The sequence below is a fragment of the Pradoshia sp. Z4_20 genome (assembly GCF_058216035.1).
The window spans coordinates 449894-469866 of the sequence record NZ_JBZAJD010000002.1; the positions used below are offsets into that span (position 1 = coordinate 449894).

Here is a 19973-nt window from a genome sequence, read left to right on the forward strand (position 1 = left end):
ATTATAACCACACCTCTAAGTAGATTCCTAAAATAGCGAAAAGTAAGCCAACCGTCCAAAACGTTACAACTACACGCCACTCTGACCATCCGCTTAATTCATAATGATGGTGTAATGGACTCATTTTAAATACACGCTTACCTGTCGTTTTAAAAGAAGCTACCTGAATAATAACGGATAAAGTCTCAATAACAAAAACACCGCCAATAATAACAAGAAGTAATTCTAATTTTAGCAATATCGCCACTGTCGCAATAGCTCCACCTAAGGCAAGTGATCCCGTATCACCCATAAACACCTTCGCAGGATGAGCGTTAAAAACTAGGAATCCCAACACAGCCCCGACAACAGCTACACAGAATAAAGCAATATCATATTCTTTTAAATTCCAGGCTAATACAGCAAATGCTCCAAACGCGATAGCAGAAGCCCCAGATACCAACCCATCAAGACCATCAGTTAAATTGACAGCATTCGAAAACCCGACTAACCAGAAAATAATAATAAAGATGTAAAACCATCCAAAATCAATGCTGTAATCAGTCAATGGAATACTAATTTCAGTAGACATATTGCTCTGTCTCATAATGAAATAAAAGATACAAGATATAACTATTTGCCCAAGCAATTTTTGTCTAGATGTTAATCCAAGATTTCTCTTCATGACGATTTTAATAAAATCATCCAGGAAACCAAGTAAACCAAAACCGATGGTTACAAATAGCAGTAAATAGGTTTCAGTACCCGGATCTCTAAATTTACCAGTCATTACAAGGGTTGTAACAAGGATTGACAGTAAGAATACAACCCCTCCCATCGTAGGTGTACCTGTTTTTTTCTGATGGGATTTCGGTCCTTCTTCTCTAATACTCTGACCAAATTTCAAACGTCTTAGGAACGGTATAAAAATAGGGGAGAGAAGAACCGTAATTAAGAATGATACGAGTATAGTAAAAAATAAAACTTGCTCCAGCATGGTTCTACTCCCTTTCGTCTCTTCGGTTCAAATTTAATTTCTGTTCAATTGCTTCTAATGCGACTTCTTTATCGTCAAAATGAAGAACTTCCTTACCAATGATTTGATAATTTTCATGACCTTTTCCTGCAATCAGGACTACATCACCAGGTTCAGCACTAAACACGGCATCATAAATTGCTTCCTTACGATCAGCAATAACTTTGTAATCATAGCCGGCGACACCATTTTCCATATCAGAAAGAATGGATAAAGCATCTTCACTCCTCGGATTATCAGAGGTGAATATGGCATTTGAACTATATTCACATGCTACCCGAGCCATAATTGGACGTTTTGTACGATCACGATCACCACCGCAGCCAACGATCGTATATACTTTTTTAGAAGCAAACTCATTGATTGTCTTCAGAACATTTTCCAAGCTATCAGGTGTATGTGCATAATCTACTATAACTGTAAATTCCTGTCCTCCGAAGACCGGCTCAAAACGCCCCGTCACTCCTTTAATATTCTGTAAAGACGATAAGATCTGTTTGATATGAAGACCTGAAACAAGTCCAACAGCAATGGCAGCAAGACAATTGTATACGTTGAATTTTCCAATCATCGGGATTGTTATTGGACAGCTATGGTCTGGCGTTGTCAAAGTAAATTTTGTTCCTTCTGAAGTAATAATAATATCAGTTGCCCTAACATCTGCTTTTTGAATAATTCCATATGTTACCACACTAGCAGAAGTTGATTTTTCAAACATGATGGATGCTGAATCATCAGCGTTTAAAATGGCATACTTCGGCTTATTATCCTGATAAGTATTTCCTAAACGTGAGAATAATAAGCTTTTTGCATAACGGTAATTATCCATTGTTCCATGATAATCAAGATGGTCCTGTGTTAAGTTTGAAAAAACAGCAATATCGTAATCACAGCCAAATACACGCCCCATATCGAGTGCATGCGAAGATACTTCCATAACTGCAGTATGTACACGATTGTTCACCATATCTGCAAATGTTTTTTGTAAGGTTAGGCTATCAGGTGTTGTATTTTTTGTTTCGAACTTTTCAGATCCAATCTTCGTATACATGGTTCCGATTAAACCTGTTGTATAGTTTGCATCCTGAAATATTCTTTCTACCAGATGACTAATTGTTGTTTTTCCATTTGTTCCGGTAATTCCGATTAGATTAAGCTTTTGTGTAGGGTGGCCATAAAAGAAATCAGCCAGTAAAGCCATTAACTTTTGTGTGCTTTTAACAATTACGACAGGTACAGAGAGTGATAGAGGCTTCTCTGCAACAATAGCGACTGCTCCATTTCTAACCGCCTCTTCTGCAAGATCATGGCCGTCGACAGTATATCCCTTAATACAGATAAACAAGCTGCCTTCCTTTACCTTGCGGTGGTCATTCTCAATGGATGAAATAAGAGGGTTGCCATCTCCCTGTTTCTGTTTAAACGGTATTCTAGAGATTAATTCATCGAGTTTCATAAAACTGTTCCTTTCTTTTTAAAGCAATCTTCACTATTGTATCGTAATTTAAGCCGTTTAGAAATAATAAAGTATATAATCTTCTAGTCAGGTAAAAGAATAACCGCTTACACTTTTTTCAGATTACGAAGAGGCAGCTGAAAAGAACTTTTATCAGCTGCCAATTTGTTATTCTATGCAGAAATATCCTGAAAGCAGCACCACTTTTATAACCTATTATTCCTCTGTATCATCCTCTTCCAGATATATTCGGATGGAAGAACCCTCTTTCAATTTGACACCTGCTTGCGGTGATTGCTGCACAATCCGATTTCCGCTCCCAGACTTTTCTACTTTGAAGGTAGAATATTGCTCACCCAAATCCTTTAGTGTCATTCCAATCAAATCAGGAACTTCTTCCATTCTCGGATCTAAATAGTTTTTTTCTTTCTCTACTTGATTTTTACGCTGCTCAATACCAAGTGCCGGCAAACTATCCTTCATGATCCTTCCAACAATAGGAGCTGCTACGACCCCTCCAAATTGAACCGTTCCTTTTGGATTATCAATCGCTAAATAGACAACCAATTGCGGATCATCAGCTGGTGCAAACCCGATAAATGAGACAATGAAATTATTTTCTAGGTATCTGCCGTTTTGAGCCTTCTGAGCTGTACCGGTTTTCCCGCCAACTCGATAACCATCAACAAATGCACCTTTCCCTGAACCTTGTGCCACTACTGTTTCAAGAGCTTCACGAATTTCCTTTGAAGTTTCCTTTGAGATAACATTCCTTTTCGCCTTTGGAGTTTTCTTAATGATGGTATCACCTGTGACAGGATTTACAATTTCTTTTGCGATATAGGGGGTATAAAGTGTTCCGCCGTTAATCGCCGCCGACACAGCCATCACCTGTTGGATTGGTGTAACTGAGACTCCTTGGCCAAAAGCAGTTGTTGCCTGTTCAACCGGGCCAACTCGATTTATATTAAATAAAATCCCTTTCCCCTCTCCCTGTAAATCAATACCCGTTTTTTCTCCAAATCCAAAGTCATGAATATAATTAAATAATTTTTCTTTTCCGAGTCTTTGACCAAGCTCAACGAACCCAGGGTTACAGGAGTTCTGTACTACCTCAAGGAATGTTTCAGATCCATGTCCCCCCCGTTTCCAGCATCTTAAACTAGCTCCGCCTACCTTTGTATAGCCTGGATCATAAAAATGATCATTTTTCAAATCCACTTTTCCTTCTTCAAGCGCTGCGGCCAACGTAATAATCTTAAATGTAGAACCTGGCTCATAGGTACTCCATACAGGTAAGTTCCGATTATAAACCTCAGGTGCCACATTTCTAAAATTCGACGGATCAAATGTAGGCCTGCTCGACATTGCTAGTATTTCTCCTGTATTAGGATTAACGGCAATAGCAACAATACCATCGGGGTTATATGTTTCTTCGGCAATTTCCAGTTCTCTATCAATAATCGTTTGAATTCTGCTGTCAACTGTTAGCTTTAAATCATACCCATTTGCTGGAGCTTTATAGTCATCAGCCATATTCTCCATCCGTTTTCCTTTTGCATCAGCATAAAACTTAACATACCCTTTTTGTCCCTTCAGCTCATCATCATAGGCCAATTCAAGGCCCATCAATCCTTGATTATCGATACCCGCAAATCCAAGAACATGTGCCAGTGTAGATCCTTTAGGATAATAACGAATTGAGTCCTCAGCAATATAGACTCCTTTTAAATCTAAGTTTCTAATTTCCTTTGCTTTATTGTGGCTGATTTTTCGGCCTTCAGGTATCTTTACGATAGACGTATTTGAGGTTATGAGTTTAAAAGCTTTATCCGTCCTCATATTCAGTACTGAGGCTATTTGTTTAGCTGTATCCGCTGGATTCACCACCTGGCGAGGGACAATATAAACAGTAGGGGCGGATTTATTAGTAGCATAAACCACTCCATTACGGTCCTTGATCTCTCCCCGTTTTGGCTCAAATGGAACATTTCTGCTCCACGAATCTTTAGCTAAGCCCGTCAAAAAATCTCCTAAATAAAACTGAACATATCCTAGTCTGATGATGATTACCAGAAATACGAACAATCCGATCAACAATGCTGCGATTAATCGTTTTCTGACAGTAATATTTGATGCTCTCATGCCCATCCCTCCAATGCACGACTCTTTTTCACTGTATGCTTGTACCCTTTGGTTTATGTATGCACATTATGAAAAGAAAAAAAGAGCCTGATAGCTTTAAAAGCTATCAGGCTCTGAAATAAATCTAATCGGATTCTACATCCTCTTCCTTGGTTTTTGAACTATTCTCTTTTGATTTTTCATATATGGTTTTAGGATTCTCAAATTGAACAACTAGGAAAGTATCATCCTTCAATTTTGTTCCTGCTTTTGGTTTTTGAGTAACAGCATACCCGGAGCCTGAAGTATTTAACTCCACCTCCATTAAGGAAGCCGCCTTCATAACATCCCTAATTGACCATCCTGAAAAATTAGGTACTGTTAAGTCGCCATCGGTCAGAAGAAGAACCTTCTCTCCTTGAATAATCTGAGATCCTGCACTCGGCGATTGTTTAGAAACACTCATCCCTTTCCCTATAACAATAGGTGTCAGGCCAAGCTCTTCAACCTTCGCCTTAGCAGTCTCAACATTCGTTTCTTTTAATTCAGGAACTTCACTAGTGGATTTTTTCTTTGTATTATCTGATTTAATATTTAGGTACTTTAATGTATTTTCCATTACTGAGTTAAATACTTGGGAAACTGGGGCTGAACCAGACTCACTAGCGCTGATTTTCGGCTGTTGAATAGCCACATATACTACAACCTCAGGATTATCCTTCGGTGCCATTCCTAAGAAAGAAAATAAATAATTTTCATGACCAGTAGCGTAACCCGCGCCAGTTTGACTGCGAATCTGAGCCGTTCCCGTTTTACCTATAACATCATAGCCATCCAATTTATATGGCTTACCGGTTCCATGTTTAGAGGTTACGACCGTTTCCAATATATCACGCACCTCAGCTGCCGTTTCCTTGGAAATCGGTTTGCCTGCTACAGTAGGTTTCGTTTCCTTCAATACTTTTTTCGTGTTGGAGTCCACAATTTTTTCAACTACATAGGGCTTCATCATTTTTCCGTCATTTGCGACGGCAGTTGCTGCCTGAATCATTTGGATCGGTGTAACAGTTGAACCCTGCCCAAAGGCAGTCGTGATTTGTTCAGATTTATATTTATAAACAAATTTACCGGTCGTTTCACTCGGGAGATCAATACCTGTTTTTTTACCAAAACCAAAGCTTTCAAAGTATGTTAAAAGTTTTTCAGTTCCGATTTTTTCATCAGCCAATTTAGCAAAAGCAACATTTGAAGAACGTTGAACCCCTTCTAGATAGCTAATCGTCCCCCACCCTGCTCCACCATTATGGTCTCTTATCGGTCTAGAACCTTTAATCTTAAACATGCCTGATTTATATTTTTCATTAGGATTAAATACTCCTTCTTCAACAGCAGCAGCCAACGTAAAAATCTTCATGGTAGAACCTGGCTCAAAAGATTCTTCAACCGCTAGATTCTGCCAGGTATCTGCAAGTCCATCCCTTGTGTTTAAATCAAAAGTAGGGCGCTGTGACATAGCCAATATTTTCCCTGTCTTTGGATCTGCTACGACACCAATCATTTTAGTTGGGTTATATTTCTTATTGACTTCCGACATTGCGTCTTCTAAAAAGATTTGAATTTTTTTATCGAGCGTCAGCTGAACAGAAGCTCCATTCGAAGGTTCGTTCACTACCGTCTCTTTATTAGGAAGAATATTTCGCCATAGGTCACCCTCAAACTTGATAGATCCATCCTCTTCCTGTAAATACTTATCCAATTCTTTTTCTAGCCCTAACGCTCCAGTTGTTTTCCCTGTTTCTTCATTATTCTCAACAAACCCTATTACATGTGAGGAGAAGATTCCATTCGGATAAAATCTCTTCGTATCCTTTACAAACGTAATACCTGGTAAATTTAATCCTTCGATATCATTTTTTTGTTGATGGGTTAAATCACGTCCAGCAGCACCAAATTCAGTTTGATAAAGTCCCTTTTTGTTCAAACGACTTAATATTTCGCTTTCATCCATATCAATGTGCTCAGCCAATACTCTTGCTGTTTCTTCCTTATCTACAACATGTTTTGGCTTTTTCGGATTTTCAGTTACAGATGAATTAAGGAGGGCAATTAGCTTATAGGTTGACGTATCCCTTGCCAGCACCTCACCATTTTTGTCAACAATCGTTCCTCTTTGTGCCGACAAGGTACGGGTGACTTCATACTTATCCTGCGCTTTAGCAGCAAGCTCCTGTCCACCGGCAACACCAGTATACTGAATATACAAAAAGCGAAAAAATACTACACAAAAAAGCAGCCCAAATATTACAAATAAGAGTGCTGCTCCCCTATTGCGGCTTTTTCGATTACTCATTAATCTTGCACTACCTTAACATTTTTATCTTTTAGTGTTAATCCCAATTCTTTTGCTTTTTGCCAGATTCGGTCATATGTACTTAACTCCGCCACTTGATCTGCATAATCTTTATTAAGCTTTTCCTGATTCTCTATCTTGCTTTCAAGAGCAATAATTTCATTATTCGTTGAGTATATATTCGCTTGTGCGGAAATGATTTTTACAGCAAAGAAAGCGATAAACAATGAGAACGTTAAATATAGAATCTTCTCACCAATCGTAATGCCGCCTTTTACTTTAACCTTCTTTGTTGTTGTTCCTACATGACGTTGCTGTTCTTGCTGAAGTTTTCTTGCTAAACTACTCAAGTTTATCCCCTCCCATTAAATAATTTTTCATAATCTATTCATTTCTTTTCTGCTATTCTTAATTTAGCTGAACGCGCTCTTTTATTCGCTTCCACTTCTTCTTCACTCGGTAAAATCGGTTTTCTGGTTATCAACTTTAAATCCGGCTCGAATTCTTTTGGAATAATCGGCAATCCATGTGGCATTGGCGGTAATTCCGAATGTTCTTTAAAGAAGCTTTTGCAAATCCGATCTTCCAACGAATGGAACGTAATCACTGAAATTCTGCCGCCTTTATTGAGCATAGGAAGCACTTTTTCTAAAGATACTTCAAAAACTCTCAGTTCATCATTCACGGCTATTCGTATGGCTTGAAAGATTCGCTTAGCGGGATGTCCGCCTTTTCGCCTTGCTGGAGCAGGGATAGCTTCCTTAATAATATCTACCAAATCAAAGGTTGTACGAATTGGCCCAATCTCTCTGGCTTGTTCGATTTTGCGGGCAATTTGTTTCGAAAACTTTTCCTCACCGTACCTAAAGAAAATTCGGACCAACTCTTCGTATGTCCAGCTATTCACTACATCATAAGCTGTTAAAGGAGATGATAGATCCATTCGCATATCAAGTAATGCGTCATGGTTATAGCTGAATCCTCTTTCCGGGGTATCAAATTGAGGAGATGAAACACCCAGATCGTATAGAATACCGTCTATCTTTGTAATACCTAATTCAGTGAGTTTTTCATCAAAATAAACAAAATTACTATTAATTAATGTTACCTTGTCCATATAAGGCTCTAGCTTCTTCTCTGCATGCTTTAATGCAGTCTCATCCTGGTCAAACGATATTAATCTTCCTTGTCCGGATAAAGACTTCGCAATTAATTCACTGTGTCCTGCGCCCCCAAGGGTACAATCAACATAGATACCGTCAGGTTTTATATTCAGTCCATCCACAGCTTCTTTTAATAGTACAGTCGTATGATTAAACATTTCTTCACCTTCCTGAAAGGAAGTATGCGCATTAAATATCAAAACCAATCATATTTTCAGCAATCTCTGAGAAAGATTCTTCTGATTCCGAGAAATATTCTTCCCATATTGATTTACTCCATATTTCTATCCGGTTAGATACTCCTAAAACTACGCATTCTTTTTCCAATTTTCCATAGTTTAAAAGTGGTCCCGGGATGTTCACACGTCCCTGTTTATCCAGTTCACATTCAGTCGCACCTGAAAAAAAGAAACGGGTAAATGCTCTTGCATCCTTCTTCGTAAGTGGAAGGCCTTTTAGTTTTTCTTCAAGTTGAGACCATTCATCCAGTGGATATCCAAACAGGCATTGATCAAGGCCGCGTGTAATTACAAACATATCGCCTAAACTTTCCCGAAATTTAGAAGGTATGATTATGCGTCCTTTTGAATCAATTGAATGATGGTATTCACCCATGAACATGTCCTTCACCCCACTTCTCCACCTTAGAGTACCACATCGCCCCACTTTTCTCCACAATTTATATAAAAAAACTTTAATATTTGAATAAAATTTCAGACTATGATTCATTGATTTCAGCCAAGCCTAGAAAAACAAAAAAAACTGCCTTTCTAAGACAGTTTTTTCTAGATATTATTATCTGTTTTTTTATGTTCTATTTGGACAAAAGCTTCCATAATTCACTCTTTATTTATTGTCAAACGAAGCAAATCTCCACTTAAGTTCTTACAGCATCTTTATATGGTTACGACATAATGCGACCCATCAAAATCGAGCGATTCCGCCAAGAGGCAATCGACCCATAATGTCCCATATTGATTGAAAAAGTAAAACGGATTGAGAATTCTTTCCTGCAGGCCGCCTGCCGGATGGAGACTATTTTCGACACGATTGTATTTTGCAATCGTTTCTTCATTTTTTCTCTCTAAATGGCTCTCCACCTTTTTCTGCATAAAAAGGAGCTGTTCTTTAATCAAGTGGCGATTTTTTTCGAAAAGAGGTTCCAATCCTTTATCGAATTCAACCGCTTTTTGTTGCCACGTAAGATGAGCAGATTCCAGATTTTTAATTATACTGCTATATGTATCCGGAGCCTGTTTACGCAATTCTTCCAGATAGAACTCCCTATCCTCTGAACAACCTTTTCTCAAAACTTTTTCCAAGGGAAGATTAAGTTCCTCTAATAATCTTTCAATATTTCCTTCCAATAACGTAAAGGAAAGTCGAGGCCATATCGGTGGCATCTTTTCTCCAGTCATGGCAAACGCAGGTTTAATTTCACTCCAATAGGCAATCTCGCCGGGTCCAGCTATAAATCCTAAGACAGGAAACAGTTTTTCCTGTAAAAGTGGACGAGATACAACATTTGTACTGAAATACTCTGGATGTTTAGATAGTAAACGATCCAGCTCTATTTGTGATAATTTAATTCCGCTTCCCTTCCCAATTAAGTCACTTGAACCTTCTTCACGTTCCAACAGCAGCCGGTTAAGAGTTGAAGGCTCGTAGTAAAATAAGTTCGTACATTGTTCATCAAGATCAATAATCGGATTATATCCGTTTTTTTTCAAAAGATTTTGCTGTTCAATTACGGCTTTGCTAATTCCTGCTTCATAAGCAATTTGCTGATAGACAGGCCCAGCCAGCTTCCTAAAGCCTGGGTCACCTGAATCCACCATTAAGAGACCATGCATTTTAAAGAGATCATTTATAAGAATAGCGAAAAAATCGGTGATAGTTTCGGATTGATCAATTGCTTTTTCCGCCCAATCCAGCAATTCGTTCGTACGCTCTGTCTCTCCCCATAAGGAAAATACATCCTGCAGCCAATCTTTCGCTATATCCGGATTCATATTAATATCAGATATCATTTTTTTCGATAAAGGTTTTTCCGGGTACACGATTTTTTTAGTTTCATGCCCCTCTTCAGCGTAAACATGATTAATCTCTTGGTAATCATGATCCTCACCAGCAATCCAGAAGATTGGGACTACCCTTTTATTTAATCTTTCACTTTGTTCCTTTGCCAATTTTATAATCGAGATAACTTTATGAATAGAATACAGCGGTCCAGTCAATAATCCTGCTTGCTGGCCCCCAACGATTACTAAAGCATCCTCACGCAAGGCATCGATATTTTCCTTTACTTGCTCTGATATTCCATATTTACTCATGAAGGATTCAATATAGGTTGCCATTTCATCTCGTGGATAAGTTCGACCATCAAGCCAATCCGCCCGATCTTGAATATGCTTCTCATTCTTCCAATCATACTCTGCAAAAGATTTATTTATACTTCCCTTGATATAGTCAGATGCAAAACTATTCATAGCTGGAAGATTCATTTTTATGTATTCCATCATCAATGGTTGTCTCCTTTTGAACAAATTCATATAACAGTATATCATTCCCTTTGAAAGCTTTAAAAGGTATTGCTACTCGCCTATGTAAATACTTTTACTATTCTCTCAAGAATCCCAATTGCGGCCAATAAAAAATAGGCGGCAGAGAATAACAGGAATGAAGCTCTCCAAAAACCAGTGAAAACTCTTTTCAAGTCAACCTCTTCCCTTACTTTGTAATGCATAAACAACACAGCGGAAGCGATTATAATCAAGACAATTAAAATAATCCATAAGTATGAATGTTCAAAAAGAGCGATGATTGCATAATGAACTGCCATAATCAAAAAAACCGTCGTAGCGTCGGCAGAAAGCCTGACTGCCTTTTTGTTATTTTTAAGCATCTGTCGGGAAATTGTATATACGGTCAAATAAACAATAATTGGCATGATTACGCAAATAGCGATAAGGCCTGCTAATAAGCTGTCCACTCACATCTCCTCACTTTCTTCCATACCACGCACCATATTAAACAGCATTTTACATTGAGGTGCTGGGATATCATTCTTATCTGCTTCGCGAATACAATATCCAAGGATTGCCTCTATTTCAGTTTTTTTACCCAACTGAAGATCCCTTAACATAGAAGAGGTATTCTTAGCTGTTCGACCACATATTGTAATAACTCTCTCTAAATAAATCTGATGCTCAGTTTCCGGAATTAATAACGAATGACAAACCTCCTGACAGATGGATTTCAACAGCTTAATGTAATATGTATTTTTTATTAATTCACCGTTGCGAACCCCTAATATACTGGTCAACGGGTTTATAACAGAATTAATAATCAATTTTTCAGTATGAATTGATTTGATATCAGGGAGCAATTGCACCGGAAAACCATCCGTATCCAAATATTCCATACCCGGCAGCTTCCTTCCTCTATATAAGCCCATTTTTATCATTCCAATTCCTGTATGGTGAACCGTATGATTATTTTCCCGAATGGCACCATGCTCCACAATCCCAGTATAGATTGTGGAAACCAGCAATTCAGGTAAATGAGCGAAATGGCTCATACCGTTTTGTAAAAAGACAACTGCAGATGCATTCTCTTCTAGTAGAGACCATAGTTCTATGAGAGCGGTCTGCTTTACGCTTAGAATGATGATTTCTTGTCTTTGAATTAAATGTTCCGAATCATCAATACATACCGCATTAATATTTTTATAATTAACCTCACCCTGCATGTCAATTAGGGTAATTCCTTTTTCATTAATTTCGTCCGCTTGTAATGATGTGTGCGTGAATAGCGTAATTTGATGGTTATCACTCAGCTTGGAGGCTGCCAATAATCCAATTGCCCCTCCTCCTATTATCCCAATCCTCATGTTTTCCTCCAAGTGATCTTTTGCAATAATTGTAACATTTGCTATGTATGATGAAAAGAAACTCCATCCTGTTTTAGTCAATCGTCATTTAGCTGAATTATCGATGGCTTCCTCTCTATTTCCTTGTAGTTTGGAGGAATAGCATAATCGCTTATCAACCACTTCATTCTTGTGGCTGGATTAATCATGAACTCCGCTCTATTTCTTTGTCGATTGGCCGGATTACCTACTTATTCGGCTGAATTTCACACTTATTCACACTTATTCGGCCGATCACTCACTCAACCAGTGTTTCAGTAGCCGTCCTGACGACTAAAAATTAATTATGATTTTTCTATATATTTAGCTATAATGGAAATATAAGTATAAACTTTTCACATACATTTAAGGGGGCTATGAAGTGAGTGTAAAGGTTGAAAAATTACGCGTTAACTACCGCACGCTTGAAGAATTCAAGAAATTTAAGGAATATGGTTTGCAGGAATTATCCATGCTAGAAGATCTGCAAGCAAATCTTATTGAAGATAATAGCGAATCACCTTTTTACGGCATCTATTTTGGGGATAAATTAGTGGCCAGGATGAGTCTTTATAAAATCGATGCCAGGTTTGATAAATATTTTGACCCTCCACAGGATTACTACGAAATATGGAAGCTTGAAGTTTTACCGGATTATCAAAAAAAGGGATACGGCTCCATGCTCGTCCAATTCTCCAAAGACCTTGGCCTGCCGATCAAAACAAACCCAAGAGTCCATTCGCGTACTTTTTGGGAAAAACAGGGCTTCGAACCTGTAGAGTATGATATGGAAAGAGATTTAGGAGAGAACCCACTGATTTGGCAGCCTAATAATGATAAATAGATTGACTTTAAGCTTTCCAGCGAGAAAGCTTTTTCTTTTCATCAAACATTAATAGAAGCACACCTTTTACAAAGGCATGCTCCTGTAGCAATCATCATTTTTCCTCCGATAATTGACGTGCCCGATTCAGTAAATCAAGCAATCCACGGTAATCCTTCTCCATCTGCTTAAATCGTATTTCTACTGTATCTCTCTCTTGAACTAAATAATCTGCATGCTTTTTTAACTCTGAGTACTCCAGCAGTAAGTCTTCAGGCGAGCGGAATGATCGTTCTTCCAACCTACTCTTTAAGCTGGTTAAATAGGCAATAACTGTATCTAGAGAAAGATTGAGCTCAGCATTCCCGACTATTCCGACCGAGATTTCTTGTTCCCCACGCTGCGGCTGCTCCACCTCCAATTCCGCAGTCCCTATCGATTTTTTAAGATCTTTACGTACCTTTTTAGCCAGCTCTATCCCTTCCGAATATTGCTTACGGACATAAGAATTCCATCTAAAGCCACACGCAGCAGGAGTTCTCGACAACCCTTTTCCAACCTCTTCAAATGCTTTTAATTGCGTGCTTCCCTCACGGATATGGCGTAATACGACCTCCGCCAAATAGACATCCTCATCCTGCGACCATCCATCCTGCCTCGAACCTGTCATCCACTATTCCCCCCAATAAGCATTCATAATATTTATTCATATGCGTCTGGTAGGAAAGATAGAATAAACAAGATTCTATTAACATGATAATCGGCTTCTTATTGAGACTTTTTCTGAAATCGTTCCACAGTCTCCATATGGAATGGTGATACCCATAACTCTGAACATCGTTTAATCTCTTCTTGCATCCGTTTATACAAATCAGATGCTTTCTTTTTGCGGATAGTCATACTTTTATACGCCATCAACGCATTAATATCATTTTTAATAATAGGCTCAATAATCCCTACTATGGTTTTCTCATCTATATTTGACACAACGCCATTTGCAAATCCATACAAGCTTGCCTCTTCTTCAGAAAATTTTCTCCCCGACATCAGCCATTCCAGTCCCTTGGATTCTGCCACCCTCTCAAGTAAAAGAGCTCCACCGCCCCAACCGGTGGTAATTCCCTGCTGAATTTGAATAAAGCCCATAAAAGATCCTTTTTTTACATATCGAAAATCACATGCTGTAGCCAGTTCCAATCCACCGCCGACAGCCGGTCCATTTAAAAAAGCAAAAACAGGCTTCGGCAAAGTAGCTATTTTATATAAAATTTCTCCCATACGCGATAACATTTGGTAAGCATCTTTTTGATTATCAAGAAGATGAAAGACTTTTAAATCACCACCCGAACAAAAAACATTACCAGTTCCTGTGATCACCATGGCCTTACAATTTCCATCCGTTTTCACTTGTTCGATGGACTCTTCCAATAAATCCATAACCTCAAAATTTATGGCGTTCCTAACATGCGGCCGGTTTAGCGTAACAAGCAAATATCCTTCTTTTTTCTCCACAATCACTTCTTTCACCGTGAATCCCCCTTAAAAACAAAAAAGAACACAGGTTTCCCTGTGTTCTCTCGAGTTGATTATTTATTTACAACTTCTTTTCCTTTGTATGTTCCACATGCTTTACAGATACGGTGAGATAATTTCATTTCACCGCAGTTTGGGCATTCAACCATACCAGGGACTTGAAGTTTGAAATGCGTACGACGCAATCTCTTTCTAGTTTTCGAAGTTCTTCTGAAAGGTACAGCCATGTTTTACACCTCCTTAAAAAACGATGGTTCTATGGAAGACTTATGTAGTCTTTCATTTTTCACTGTTATCATCATTGTTGTCAAAAAAATGGGCCAACTTTGCCAGTCTTGGGTCAACTTTTTTAACTTGTTGGTCCTCTAAGATTAATTCCCAGTCATCTCCAGCTAGCGGAGCAGCACCTACAGGATGATCCGTATCACAGAATACCTGCAATGGAATCTCCGTGAGAATTATTTCTTTGATTACCGGCGTAAGATCCACTACATCACCCTCAGCCACATGATATTCTCCATCCTCAGTCTCCATACCTTCATATTGATTAAAAAGGTATGTCTCTGTTGTTTGAACATCGATTGGGAATGGGACATCAACTAAGGTTCTTGAACATGGTAATGTCAATGTACCAGATATTTTCAAATGAAAAGTAACTCGATTGGAACTCAAGTCAGCTTTCCCAAATACACGAATTGGTGAAATATCACGAATTTGCGGATCTGCCTTTTTCAGTTCAGAAAGATCTGCTGTCTCATCTACATTAAAACCATTGTCGCGAAATTTTTGCAGTTGTGGAATTGTCCATTTCATATTATATCACCTCAAGGCAACAAAGGTAATTATAGCTTTGGTAAATTCATTTGTCAATGTTTTTTCTTTACAGCCATATGTGATACCCTTATGCAAATTTTAAGCGCTTATCTATTTATTTTACCCGAAATGTTTCATTTTGAAAACAGAATTAATCAAGTGCAAGTTTAGGGAATGCTTGCTTCCTGATTCCTCCATCATATACTATAAAAAAAACAACCATTTATCAGGAGGTGTACAATATGAATGCCCTGGGACTTGTAGTAGAATATAATCCTTTTCATAATGGACATTTATATCATTTACAACAAGCCAAAGCTATTACAAATGCTGATGTGACCATAGGCGTGATGAGCGGAAATTTCCTTCAGCGGGGGGAACCAGCCCTGGTGGATAAATGGACAAGGACTTCCATGGCCTTAAAGGCTGGTATTGATCTAATCATCGAACTTCCATTTGTTCATGCTGTTCAAAAGGCTGAATATTTCTCCGAAGCATCTATCCTATTATTAGAGGAAGTTGGCTGTCAGTCTGTTTGTTTTGGCAGCGAGCAAGGAGAAATAGAACCTTTTATACATACATACTCAATTATTCAGGAAAATTCTAAGGAAATCGATCAATGGATACAGCACTATAGCAAGGAGGGATACAGCTACCCCAAGGCTGCCTCTCTGGCCTTTTCGGAACTACAAGCGCGTCATCCTTCTATGCTTTCTTTAGACCAGCCTAATAATATCCTTGGATATCACTATGTATCCGCGATTTTAAAACATAAATTATCCATCGAGCCAGTAACCATTAAACGAACAGGTTCCGGATATCACGATCCAACTCTCATGCCAGGTACAATAGCAAGTGCAACTGGTATACGGAAAGAATTAATGGAAAGCGGTAAACTGGATGCTATCTCTTCCTTTGTTCCGGATACAACATTTGCCCATCTAAAAGCATATCTAACAGAGCAGCGCACTTTGCATAATTGGGAGTTGTATTGGCCATTTTTAAAAGTTAAATTAATCACGACGCCCGCAGAATCTCTTGCCCAAATTTACGAAATGAAAGAGGGCTTAGAGAATCGATTAATTGAAGCCGCTGAACGCGCCAGTAATTTCATGGATTTTATGTCATTAATTAAAACAAAGCGTTATACCTGGACTCGGCTACAAAGAATACTAACCTATACGCTGTTAAATTTCACAAGAGATGAAATGCCAAAAGACCTGACTCCGCCATATATTCGCGTATTGGGATTTACAGCTGCCGGGCAGCAATATTTAAAAAGCATAAAAAAAGAAAAGGGAAATCATATCGTATCACGTTTAGCAGCCTGTAAAAATCCTTTAATAAATATTGATAAGAGGGCTGCCATTGTTCATGCTGCCGCTCTTCCCTCAGCTATTTCTATGAAAGCTCAAAAACGTGAATATATGTCACCCATTGTATTAACTGATTAAAAAACGAAGCCATTGATTCACCGTACGAATCAATGGCTTCTGCTTTAAATCAAGCAGCTCTTATTTCATGCTTTTTAAATAATCCAGTGCATCATCAACTGTGTCCACAGGAACAATAATCATATCTGTTCCAATCTCTTCTGCTGTTTTTACAGCAATTTTATAATCCGATTCCTCAGCACCTTGTTGATTGGGTGCAAAAAACACTTCCGCATCTGCACGATCAGCTGCTACAATTTTCTGATCAACACCACCGATAGGACCGACTGTTCCATCATCAGAAATGGTACCTGTTCCTGCTATTTTCTTCCCTTTCGTGTAATCCTCTTCCGTTAATTGATTAAAGATCTCCAATGTAAACATTAACCCAGCAGAAGGCCCCCCAATGCTATCTGCGTTTATCTCGATATCTCGGTCTGTTTCAACACTTCGATCTTCAACCAAGGTAATGCCAACGCCAACTCGTCCAGTTTCCTCTAGCATCTCCAATTGAAGTGTCTTAACAATATTTTTATTATCACGCTTTATTTCTAATTTCACTTGGTCCCCAGCTTTTTTCGAGGAGATATAGTCTATGAAAAATTCACTTGACTCAATTTCACTTCCATCGACTTTAATAATTCGATCTCCAGGTTTCAATACTCCATCTGCAGGTTTACCCTTGGCAATCTGCAGCACATATATGCCTTCTACTTTTACTTTGGCTTCATAGCCTGCTTTTTTATACCCGTTCAGGATAGCGGATGTTTGGGAATCATCCATCAATTTCAATTGTCTAACCGTATATTCTTCATCGGTTTCATCCTGACTTCTAATTTGTTCCAGTTCATAAATCCTATGATAATCTGCTATTTTAGCCCATGCATATGTATAAATATTCGCTCTGCCCATTCGGATCGTTGTCAGCATAAAAGAGCCATCTGCTTCACTTCCATTTTCAACCTCTACAAATTGCTCCAATGTCTCCGCCGACCCAGGGGTGGAAACATAATAAGGCAATTTATAAAATGCAGCCAGAAATGCCAGCAATAGAACTGCAACCCCAATTTTGCCTATATTAAGTTTACGCTTATGCTTCATCTTTTTTCTCCTTCCAATGCTGTATGGCCTCTTTAATCTCCGGCAGTTTTTTTCTTGCTTCTTGCTCCCCAATCATAATAATTTCAAGAATGTTTGTAAATGCCAATGAACTAAATGATTCTACAGCAGGCTGAATCATTACGTCAGCGTTAATCCCTTTCATTTTGACAATTTCCATTTGCAGTATATCTAAACTTTTAAAAATAACATCGTATATAGATTCAATATCCGTATCTCCTCTTGTTGCAGAGACATCGCTTGCAATCACAATATCCGCTCCCATTTCTTTCACAACCGAGACAGGGACCCGATCCATTAATCCTCCATCTACAAGTAATTTCCCATTGATCCGTTTAGGCACAAAAATGCCGGGTATCGATATACTAGCTCTTACCGCTTCATAAACCGGACCTTCCGTAAAAATAACTCTCTCTCCTTTTTCTATATCCGTTGCCACTATAGCCAATGGAATTGAAAGATCCTCTATATTTTGATTTTTTGTAAATAATCGAATGTATTCCTCAATCTTTTTCCCGGCTACAAAACCTAATCTCGGTACAGTCAGATCCATAAAGTATTTTCTTTTAAATTGCAACGAAACTTTTTGCAGCAGTTCTAAATCTGATCCACTTGCATAAAAACTGCCTATTAAAGCTCCCATACTGCTCCCGGCTATATAGTCGATATTTATACCTTCACTATTTAGCACTTTTAATAAACCAATATGTGCAAATCCCCTTGCACCACCAGAGCCAAGCGCTAATCCAATTTTAGGTTCCATTTCTTTTGACTCTCCTTTATCCGTACTGATTTAAGGCATGTTCCCTTAATAGGAGTCTTAGTTCTAAATTATTTTACTTTGAGTATATTTTGTTATTGGGGACAACCCAGCTATATACAAAACTTCTTTTGATTTTACTAAATATATTTTAGCACCAGATTATTTACCACGCTTAAATTTAATAAGGGAAGGGATATAAATTGGATAAATCAATCTTAAAATCAATGCTTTTTGCGTTAATTGCAGTTATTATGGCAGCTGCATTGATCTTGATGCCACAGGAAGCCTTCGAAGCCTCTGTTCGAGGGTTGAATATATGGCTTGAAATTGTCTTTCCTTCCTTATTGCCTTTTTTAATTATTGCAGAAATGTTGATTGCATTTGGTGTCGTAAAACTACTGGGTGTCTTTTTAGAGCCACTAATGCGTCCATTGTTTAAGGTACCAGGAGTAGGAGGATTTGTATGGGCAATGGGACTTGCATCCGGTAATCCTTCTGGAGCAAAACTAACAGCTAGGCTGAGAGATGAAGGTCAGCTATCCAGAATAGAAGCTGAACGGTTAGTGTCGTTTACCAGCTCATCGAATCCATTATTTATTTTCGGTGCTGTATCTATCGGTTTTTTTAATAATGCTAAACTTGGAATACTTTTAGGATTAACTCATTATGCAGCGAATATTTTCGTCGGTTTAGTAATGAGGTTTTACGGGAGAAATGAAGAGAAAAAAAATCTTAACCGCAGTAAAAAAGATACAAGTATTTTCCCAATCATGACAGCTTTAAAAAGTATGCACCGTACCCGTCTAAATGACCAGCGGCCATTTGGAAAAATATTAGGAGACGCAGTTAATTCCTCCATACAAACCCTTTTGATGATTGGAGGATTTATCATTATTTTTTCCGTGATCAACAAGCTATTGTTTCACTTACATATTACCAGCTTCTTTGCATCCATTTTCAGCAGCCTGTTCCACACGCTTCATCTGCCATCTACTTTAAGCATCCCTTTTATTTCGGGGTTATTTGAAATCACGTTGGGATCGCAATTAACAAGCCAAGCTGGCGGTGCAACACTATTGACACAAGCAATCATAGTCAGTGCTTTACTCGCATTTGGAGGATTCAGTATACAAGCTCAAGTTGCCAGCATCTTAGCCGAAACGGATATACGCTTTAAACCATTCTTTCTTGCACGCCTCATCCATACATTTTTTGCTGCGATACTTACATTGATTTTGTGGAAACCCGTATATCTGCGGTTATCCACTTCTGAAAATACATCAATCACCGAATTTGTTTTTTCAATGGAAACGCAGGGATTATCCAGCACTATCTTCAGTTTCTTCCTTAATTACGGTGCATTGATTACTATTCTTTCTTTGGCTGGCTACACCCTTTTATTATACATACAGTATAGGAAATCCATATAAAAAGCCAATCCCTAATTTAAGTAGGATTGGCTTCTTTTTAA

At 38.4% G+C, this 19973-nt stretch carries 19 protein-coding genes; 3 read left to right on the forward strand and 16 right to left on the reverse strand.

Annotated elements, in window-relative coordinates; all coding sequences use genetic code 11:
• Nucleotide 1: 1 nt before the first annotated feature.
• The 10 genes from mraY to AC4BHP_RS08190 all read right to left on the reverse strand — a co-directional run bounded on the left by mraY (nucleotide 2) and on the right by AC4BHP_RS08190 (nucleotide 12000).
• Entirely contained in the window at nucleotides 2–976 is a 975-nt protein-coding gene (mraY, locus tag AC4BHP_RS08145; RefSeq protein WP_140461236.1) for a phospho-N-acetylmuramoyl-pentapeptide-transferase, read from the reverse strand.
• 4 nt (nucleotides 977–980) lie between these two features.
• The gene (locus AC4BHP_RS08150) at nucleotides 981–2471 is read right to left on the reverse strand and encodes a UDP-N-acetylmuramoyl-L-alanyl-D-glutamate--2,6-diaminopimelate ligase (RefSeq protein ID WP_139891300.1); all 1491 of its coding nucleotides are present in this window, start codon (nucleotides 2469–2471) and stop codon (nucleotides 981–983) included.
• Between the two features lie 216 nt (nucleotides 2472–2687).
• Entirely contained in the window at nucleotides 2688–4616 is a 1929-nt protein-coding gene (locus AC4BHP_RS08155) for a stage V sporulation protein D (RefSeq protein WP_066100713.1), read from the reverse strand.
• A gap of 124 nt (nucleotides 4617–4740) precedes the next feature.
• A complete protein-coding gene (locus AC4BHP_RS08160; protein ID WP_139891301.1) occupies nucleotides 4741–6945 on the reverse strand; it encodes a penicillin-binding protein in 2205 nt (734 codons plus the stop codon).
• Nucleotides 6945–7295: a cell division protein FtsL gene (ftsL, locus tag AC4BHP_RS08165; protein WP_066100720.1), complete on the reverse strand. Its 351-nt coding sequence runs from the start codon at nucleotides 7293–7295 to the stop codon at nucleotides 6945–6947. Before ftsL ends, AC4BHP_RS08160 begins: the two co-directional genes overlap by 1 nt.
• Nucleotides 7296–7333: 38 nt before the next feature.
• Nucleotides 7334–8266 carry a 16S rRNA (cytosine(1402)-N(4))-methyltransferase RsmH gene (gene rsmH / locus AC4BHP_RS08170; protein ID WP_066102300.1) on the reverse strand — a complete coding sequence of 311 codons (933 nt, stop codon included), beginning with the start codon at nucleotides 8264–8266 and terminating at the stop codon, nucleotides 7334–7336.
• Between the two features lie 31 nt (nucleotides 8267–8297).
• A complete protein-coding gene (gene mraZ, locus AC4BHP_RS08175; protein ID WP_066102303.1) occupies nucleotides 8298–8729 on the reverse strand; it encodes a division/cell wall cluster transcriptional repressor MraZ in 432 nt (143 codons plus the stop codon).
• Nucleotides 8730–9004: 275 nt separating this feature from the next.
• A complete protein-coding gene (gene bshC / locus AC4BHP_RS08180; protein ID WP_490551848.1) occupies nucleotides 9005–10630 on the reverse strand; it encodes a bacillithiol biosynthesis cysteine-adding enzyme BshC in 1626 nt (541 codons plus the stop codon).
• A gap of 80 nt (nucleotides 10631–10710) precedes the next feature.
• Nucleotides 10711–11100, reverse strand: a complete 390-nt coding sequence (locus tag AC4BHP_RS08185) for a DUF3397 domain-containing protein (protein WP_077247941.1) — start codon at nucleotides 11098–11100, stop codon at nucleotides 10711–10713.
• The gene (locus tag AC4BHP_RS08190; protein ID WP_148629540.1) at nucleotides 11101–12000 is read right to left on the reverse strand and encodes a 2-dehydropantoate 2-reductase; all 900 of its coding nucleotides are present in this window, start codon (nucleotides 11998–12000) and stop codon (nucleotides 11101–11103) included.
• Between the two features lie 400 nt (nucleotides 12001–12400).
• On the opposite strand from AC4BHP_RS08190, the gene AC4BHP_RS08195 reads away from it, so the two are divergent.
• The gene (locus tag AC4BHP_RS08195; protein ID WP_139891303.1) at nucleotides 12401–12862 is read left to right on the forward strand and encodes an N-acetyltransferase; all 462 of its coding nucleotides are present in this window, start codon (nucleotides 12401–12403) and stop codon (nucleotides 12860–12862) included.
• Nucleotides 12863–12956: 94 nt separating this feature from the next.
• On the opposite strand, the gene AC4BHP_RS08200 is transcribed toward AC4BHP_RS08195, so the two are convergent.
• From AC4BHP_RS08200 to AC4BHP_RS08215, 4 genes are all read right to left on the reverse strand, one after another.
• Nucleotides 12957–13511 carry an RsfA family transcriptional regulator gene (locus tag AC4BHP_RS08200; RefSeq protein ID WP_490551849.1) on the reverse strand — a complete coding sequence of 185 codons (555 nt, stop codon included), beginning with the start codon at nucleotides 13509–13511 and terminating at the stop codon, nucleotides 12957–12959.
• Between the two features lie 98 nt (nucleotides 13512–13609).
• Nucleotides 13610–14368: an enoyl-CoA hydratase/isomerase family protein gene (locus AC4BHP_RS08205; RefSeq protein ID WP_140461233.1), complete on the reverse strand. Its 759-nt coding sequence runs from the start codon at nucleotides 14366–14368 to the stop codon at nucleotides 13610–13612.
• Between the two features lie 59 nt (nucleotides 14369–14427).
• Nucleotides 14428–14601 (reverse strand): 50S ribosomal protein L32, encoded by a 174-nt coding sequence (gene rpmF, locus AC4BHP_RS08210; RefSeq protein ID WP_066100735.1) that lies wholly within the window; start codon nucleotides 14599–14601, stop codon nucleotides 14428–14430.
• A gap of 52 nt (nucleotides 14602–14653) precedes the next feature.
• Nucleotides 14654–15187, reverse strand: coding sequence for a YceD family protein (locus tag AC4BHP_RS08215; RefSeq protein ID WP_066100738.1), 534 nt, complete (start codon nucleotides 15185–15187; stop codon nucleotides 14654–14656).
• Between the two features lie 242 nt (nucleotides 15188–15429).
• Here AC4BHP_RS08215 and AC4BHP_RS08220 point away from each other — a divergent pair, with 242 nt between their 5' ends.
• Nucleotides 15430–16641, forward strand: a complete 1212-nt coding sequence (locus AC4BHP_RS08220) for a nucleotidyltransferase (protein ID WP_148629537.1) — start codon at nucleotides 15430–15432, stop codon at nucleotides 16639–16641.
• A gap of 60 nt (nucleotides 16642–16701) precedes the next feature.
• Here AC4BHP_RS08220 and AC4BHP_RS08225 read toward each other — a convergent pair whose 3' ends face one another.
• Both AC4BHP_RS08225 and AC4BHP_RS08230 read right to left on the reverse strand, forming a co-directional pair.
• Entirely contained in the window at nucleotides 16702–17721 is a 1020-nt protein-coding gene (locus AC4BHP_RS08225) for a SepM family pheromone-processing serine protease (RefSeq protein ID WP_066100745.1), read from the reverse strand.
• Nucleotides 17711–18502, reverse strand: a complete 792-nt coding sequence (locus tag AC4BHP_RS08230; protein ID WP_148629536.1) for a patatin-like phospholipase family protein — start codon at nucleotides 18500–18502, stop codon at nucleotides 17711–17713. The genes AC4BHP_RS08225 and AC4BHP_RS08230 overlap by 11 nt, the downstream gene beginning before the upstream one ends.
• Before the next feature lie 200 nt (nucleotides 18503–18702).
• Here AC4BHP_RS08230 and ylbJ point away from each other — a divergent pair, with 200 nt between their 5' ends.
• A complete protein-coding gene (gene ylbJ, locus AC4BHP_RS08235) occupies nucleotides 18703–19932 on the forward strand; it encodes a sporulation integral membrane protein YlbJ (RefSeq protein WP_066100751.1) in 1230 nt (409 codons plus the stop codon).
• Nucleotides 19933–19973 lie beyond the last annotated feature (41 nt).

Coding starts and splice junctions, on each gene's coding strand:
- mraY (WP_140461236.1), bottom strand. CDS start 976: ATGCTGGAGCAAGTTTTATTTTTTACTATACTCGTATCATTCTTAATT.
- AC4BHP_RS08150 (WP_139891300.1), bottom strand. CDS start 2,471: ATGAAACTCGATGAATTAATCTCTAGAATACCGTTTAAACAGAAACAG.
- AC4BHP_RS08155 (WP_066100713.1), bottom strand. CDS start 4,616: ATGAGAGCATCAAATATTACTGTCAGAAAACGATTAATCGCAGCATTG.
- AC4BHP_RS08160 (WP_139891301.1), bottom strand. CDS start 6,945: ATGAGTAATCGAAAAAGCCGCAATAGGGGAGCAGCACTCTTATTTGTA.
- rsmH (WP_066102300.1), bottom strand. CDS start 8,266: ATGTTTAATCATACGACTGTACTATTAAAAGAAGCTGTGGATGGACTG.
- mraZ (WP_066102303.1), bottom strand. CDS start 8,729: ATGTTCATGGGTGAATACCATCATTCAATTGATTCAAAAGGACGCATA.
- bshC (WP_490551848.1), bottom strand. CDS start 10,630: ATGATGGAATACATAAAAATGAATCTTCCAGCTATGAATAGTTTTGCA.
- AC4BHP_RS08190 (WP_148629540.1), bottom strand. CDS start 12,000: ATGAGGATTGGGATAATAGGAGGAGGGGCAATTGGATTATTGGCAGCC.
- AC4BHP_RS08200 (WP_490551849.1), bottom strand. CDS start 13,511: ATGACAGGTTCGAGGCAGGATGGATGGTCGCAGGATGAGGATGTCTAT.
- rpmF (WP_066100735.1), bottom strand. CDS start 14,601: ATGGCTGTACCTTTCAGAAGAACTTCGAAAACTAGAAAGAGATTGCGT.
- AC4BHP_RS08215 (WP_066100738.1), bottom strand. CDS start 15,187: ATGAAATGGACAATTCCACAACTGCAAAAATTTCGCGACAATGGTTTT.
- AC4BHP_RS08220 (WP_148629537.1), top strand. CDS start 15,430: ATGAATGCCCTGGGACTTGTAGTAGAATATAATCCTTTTCATAATGGA.
- AC4BHP_RS08225 (WP_066100745.1), bottom strand. CDS start 17,721: ATGAAGCATAAGCGTAAACTTAATATAGGCAAAATTGGGGTTGCAGTT.
- AC4BHP_RS08230 (WP_148629536.1), bottom strand. CDS start 18,502: ATGGAACCTAAAATTGGATTAGCGCTTGGCTCTGGTGGTGCAAGGGGA.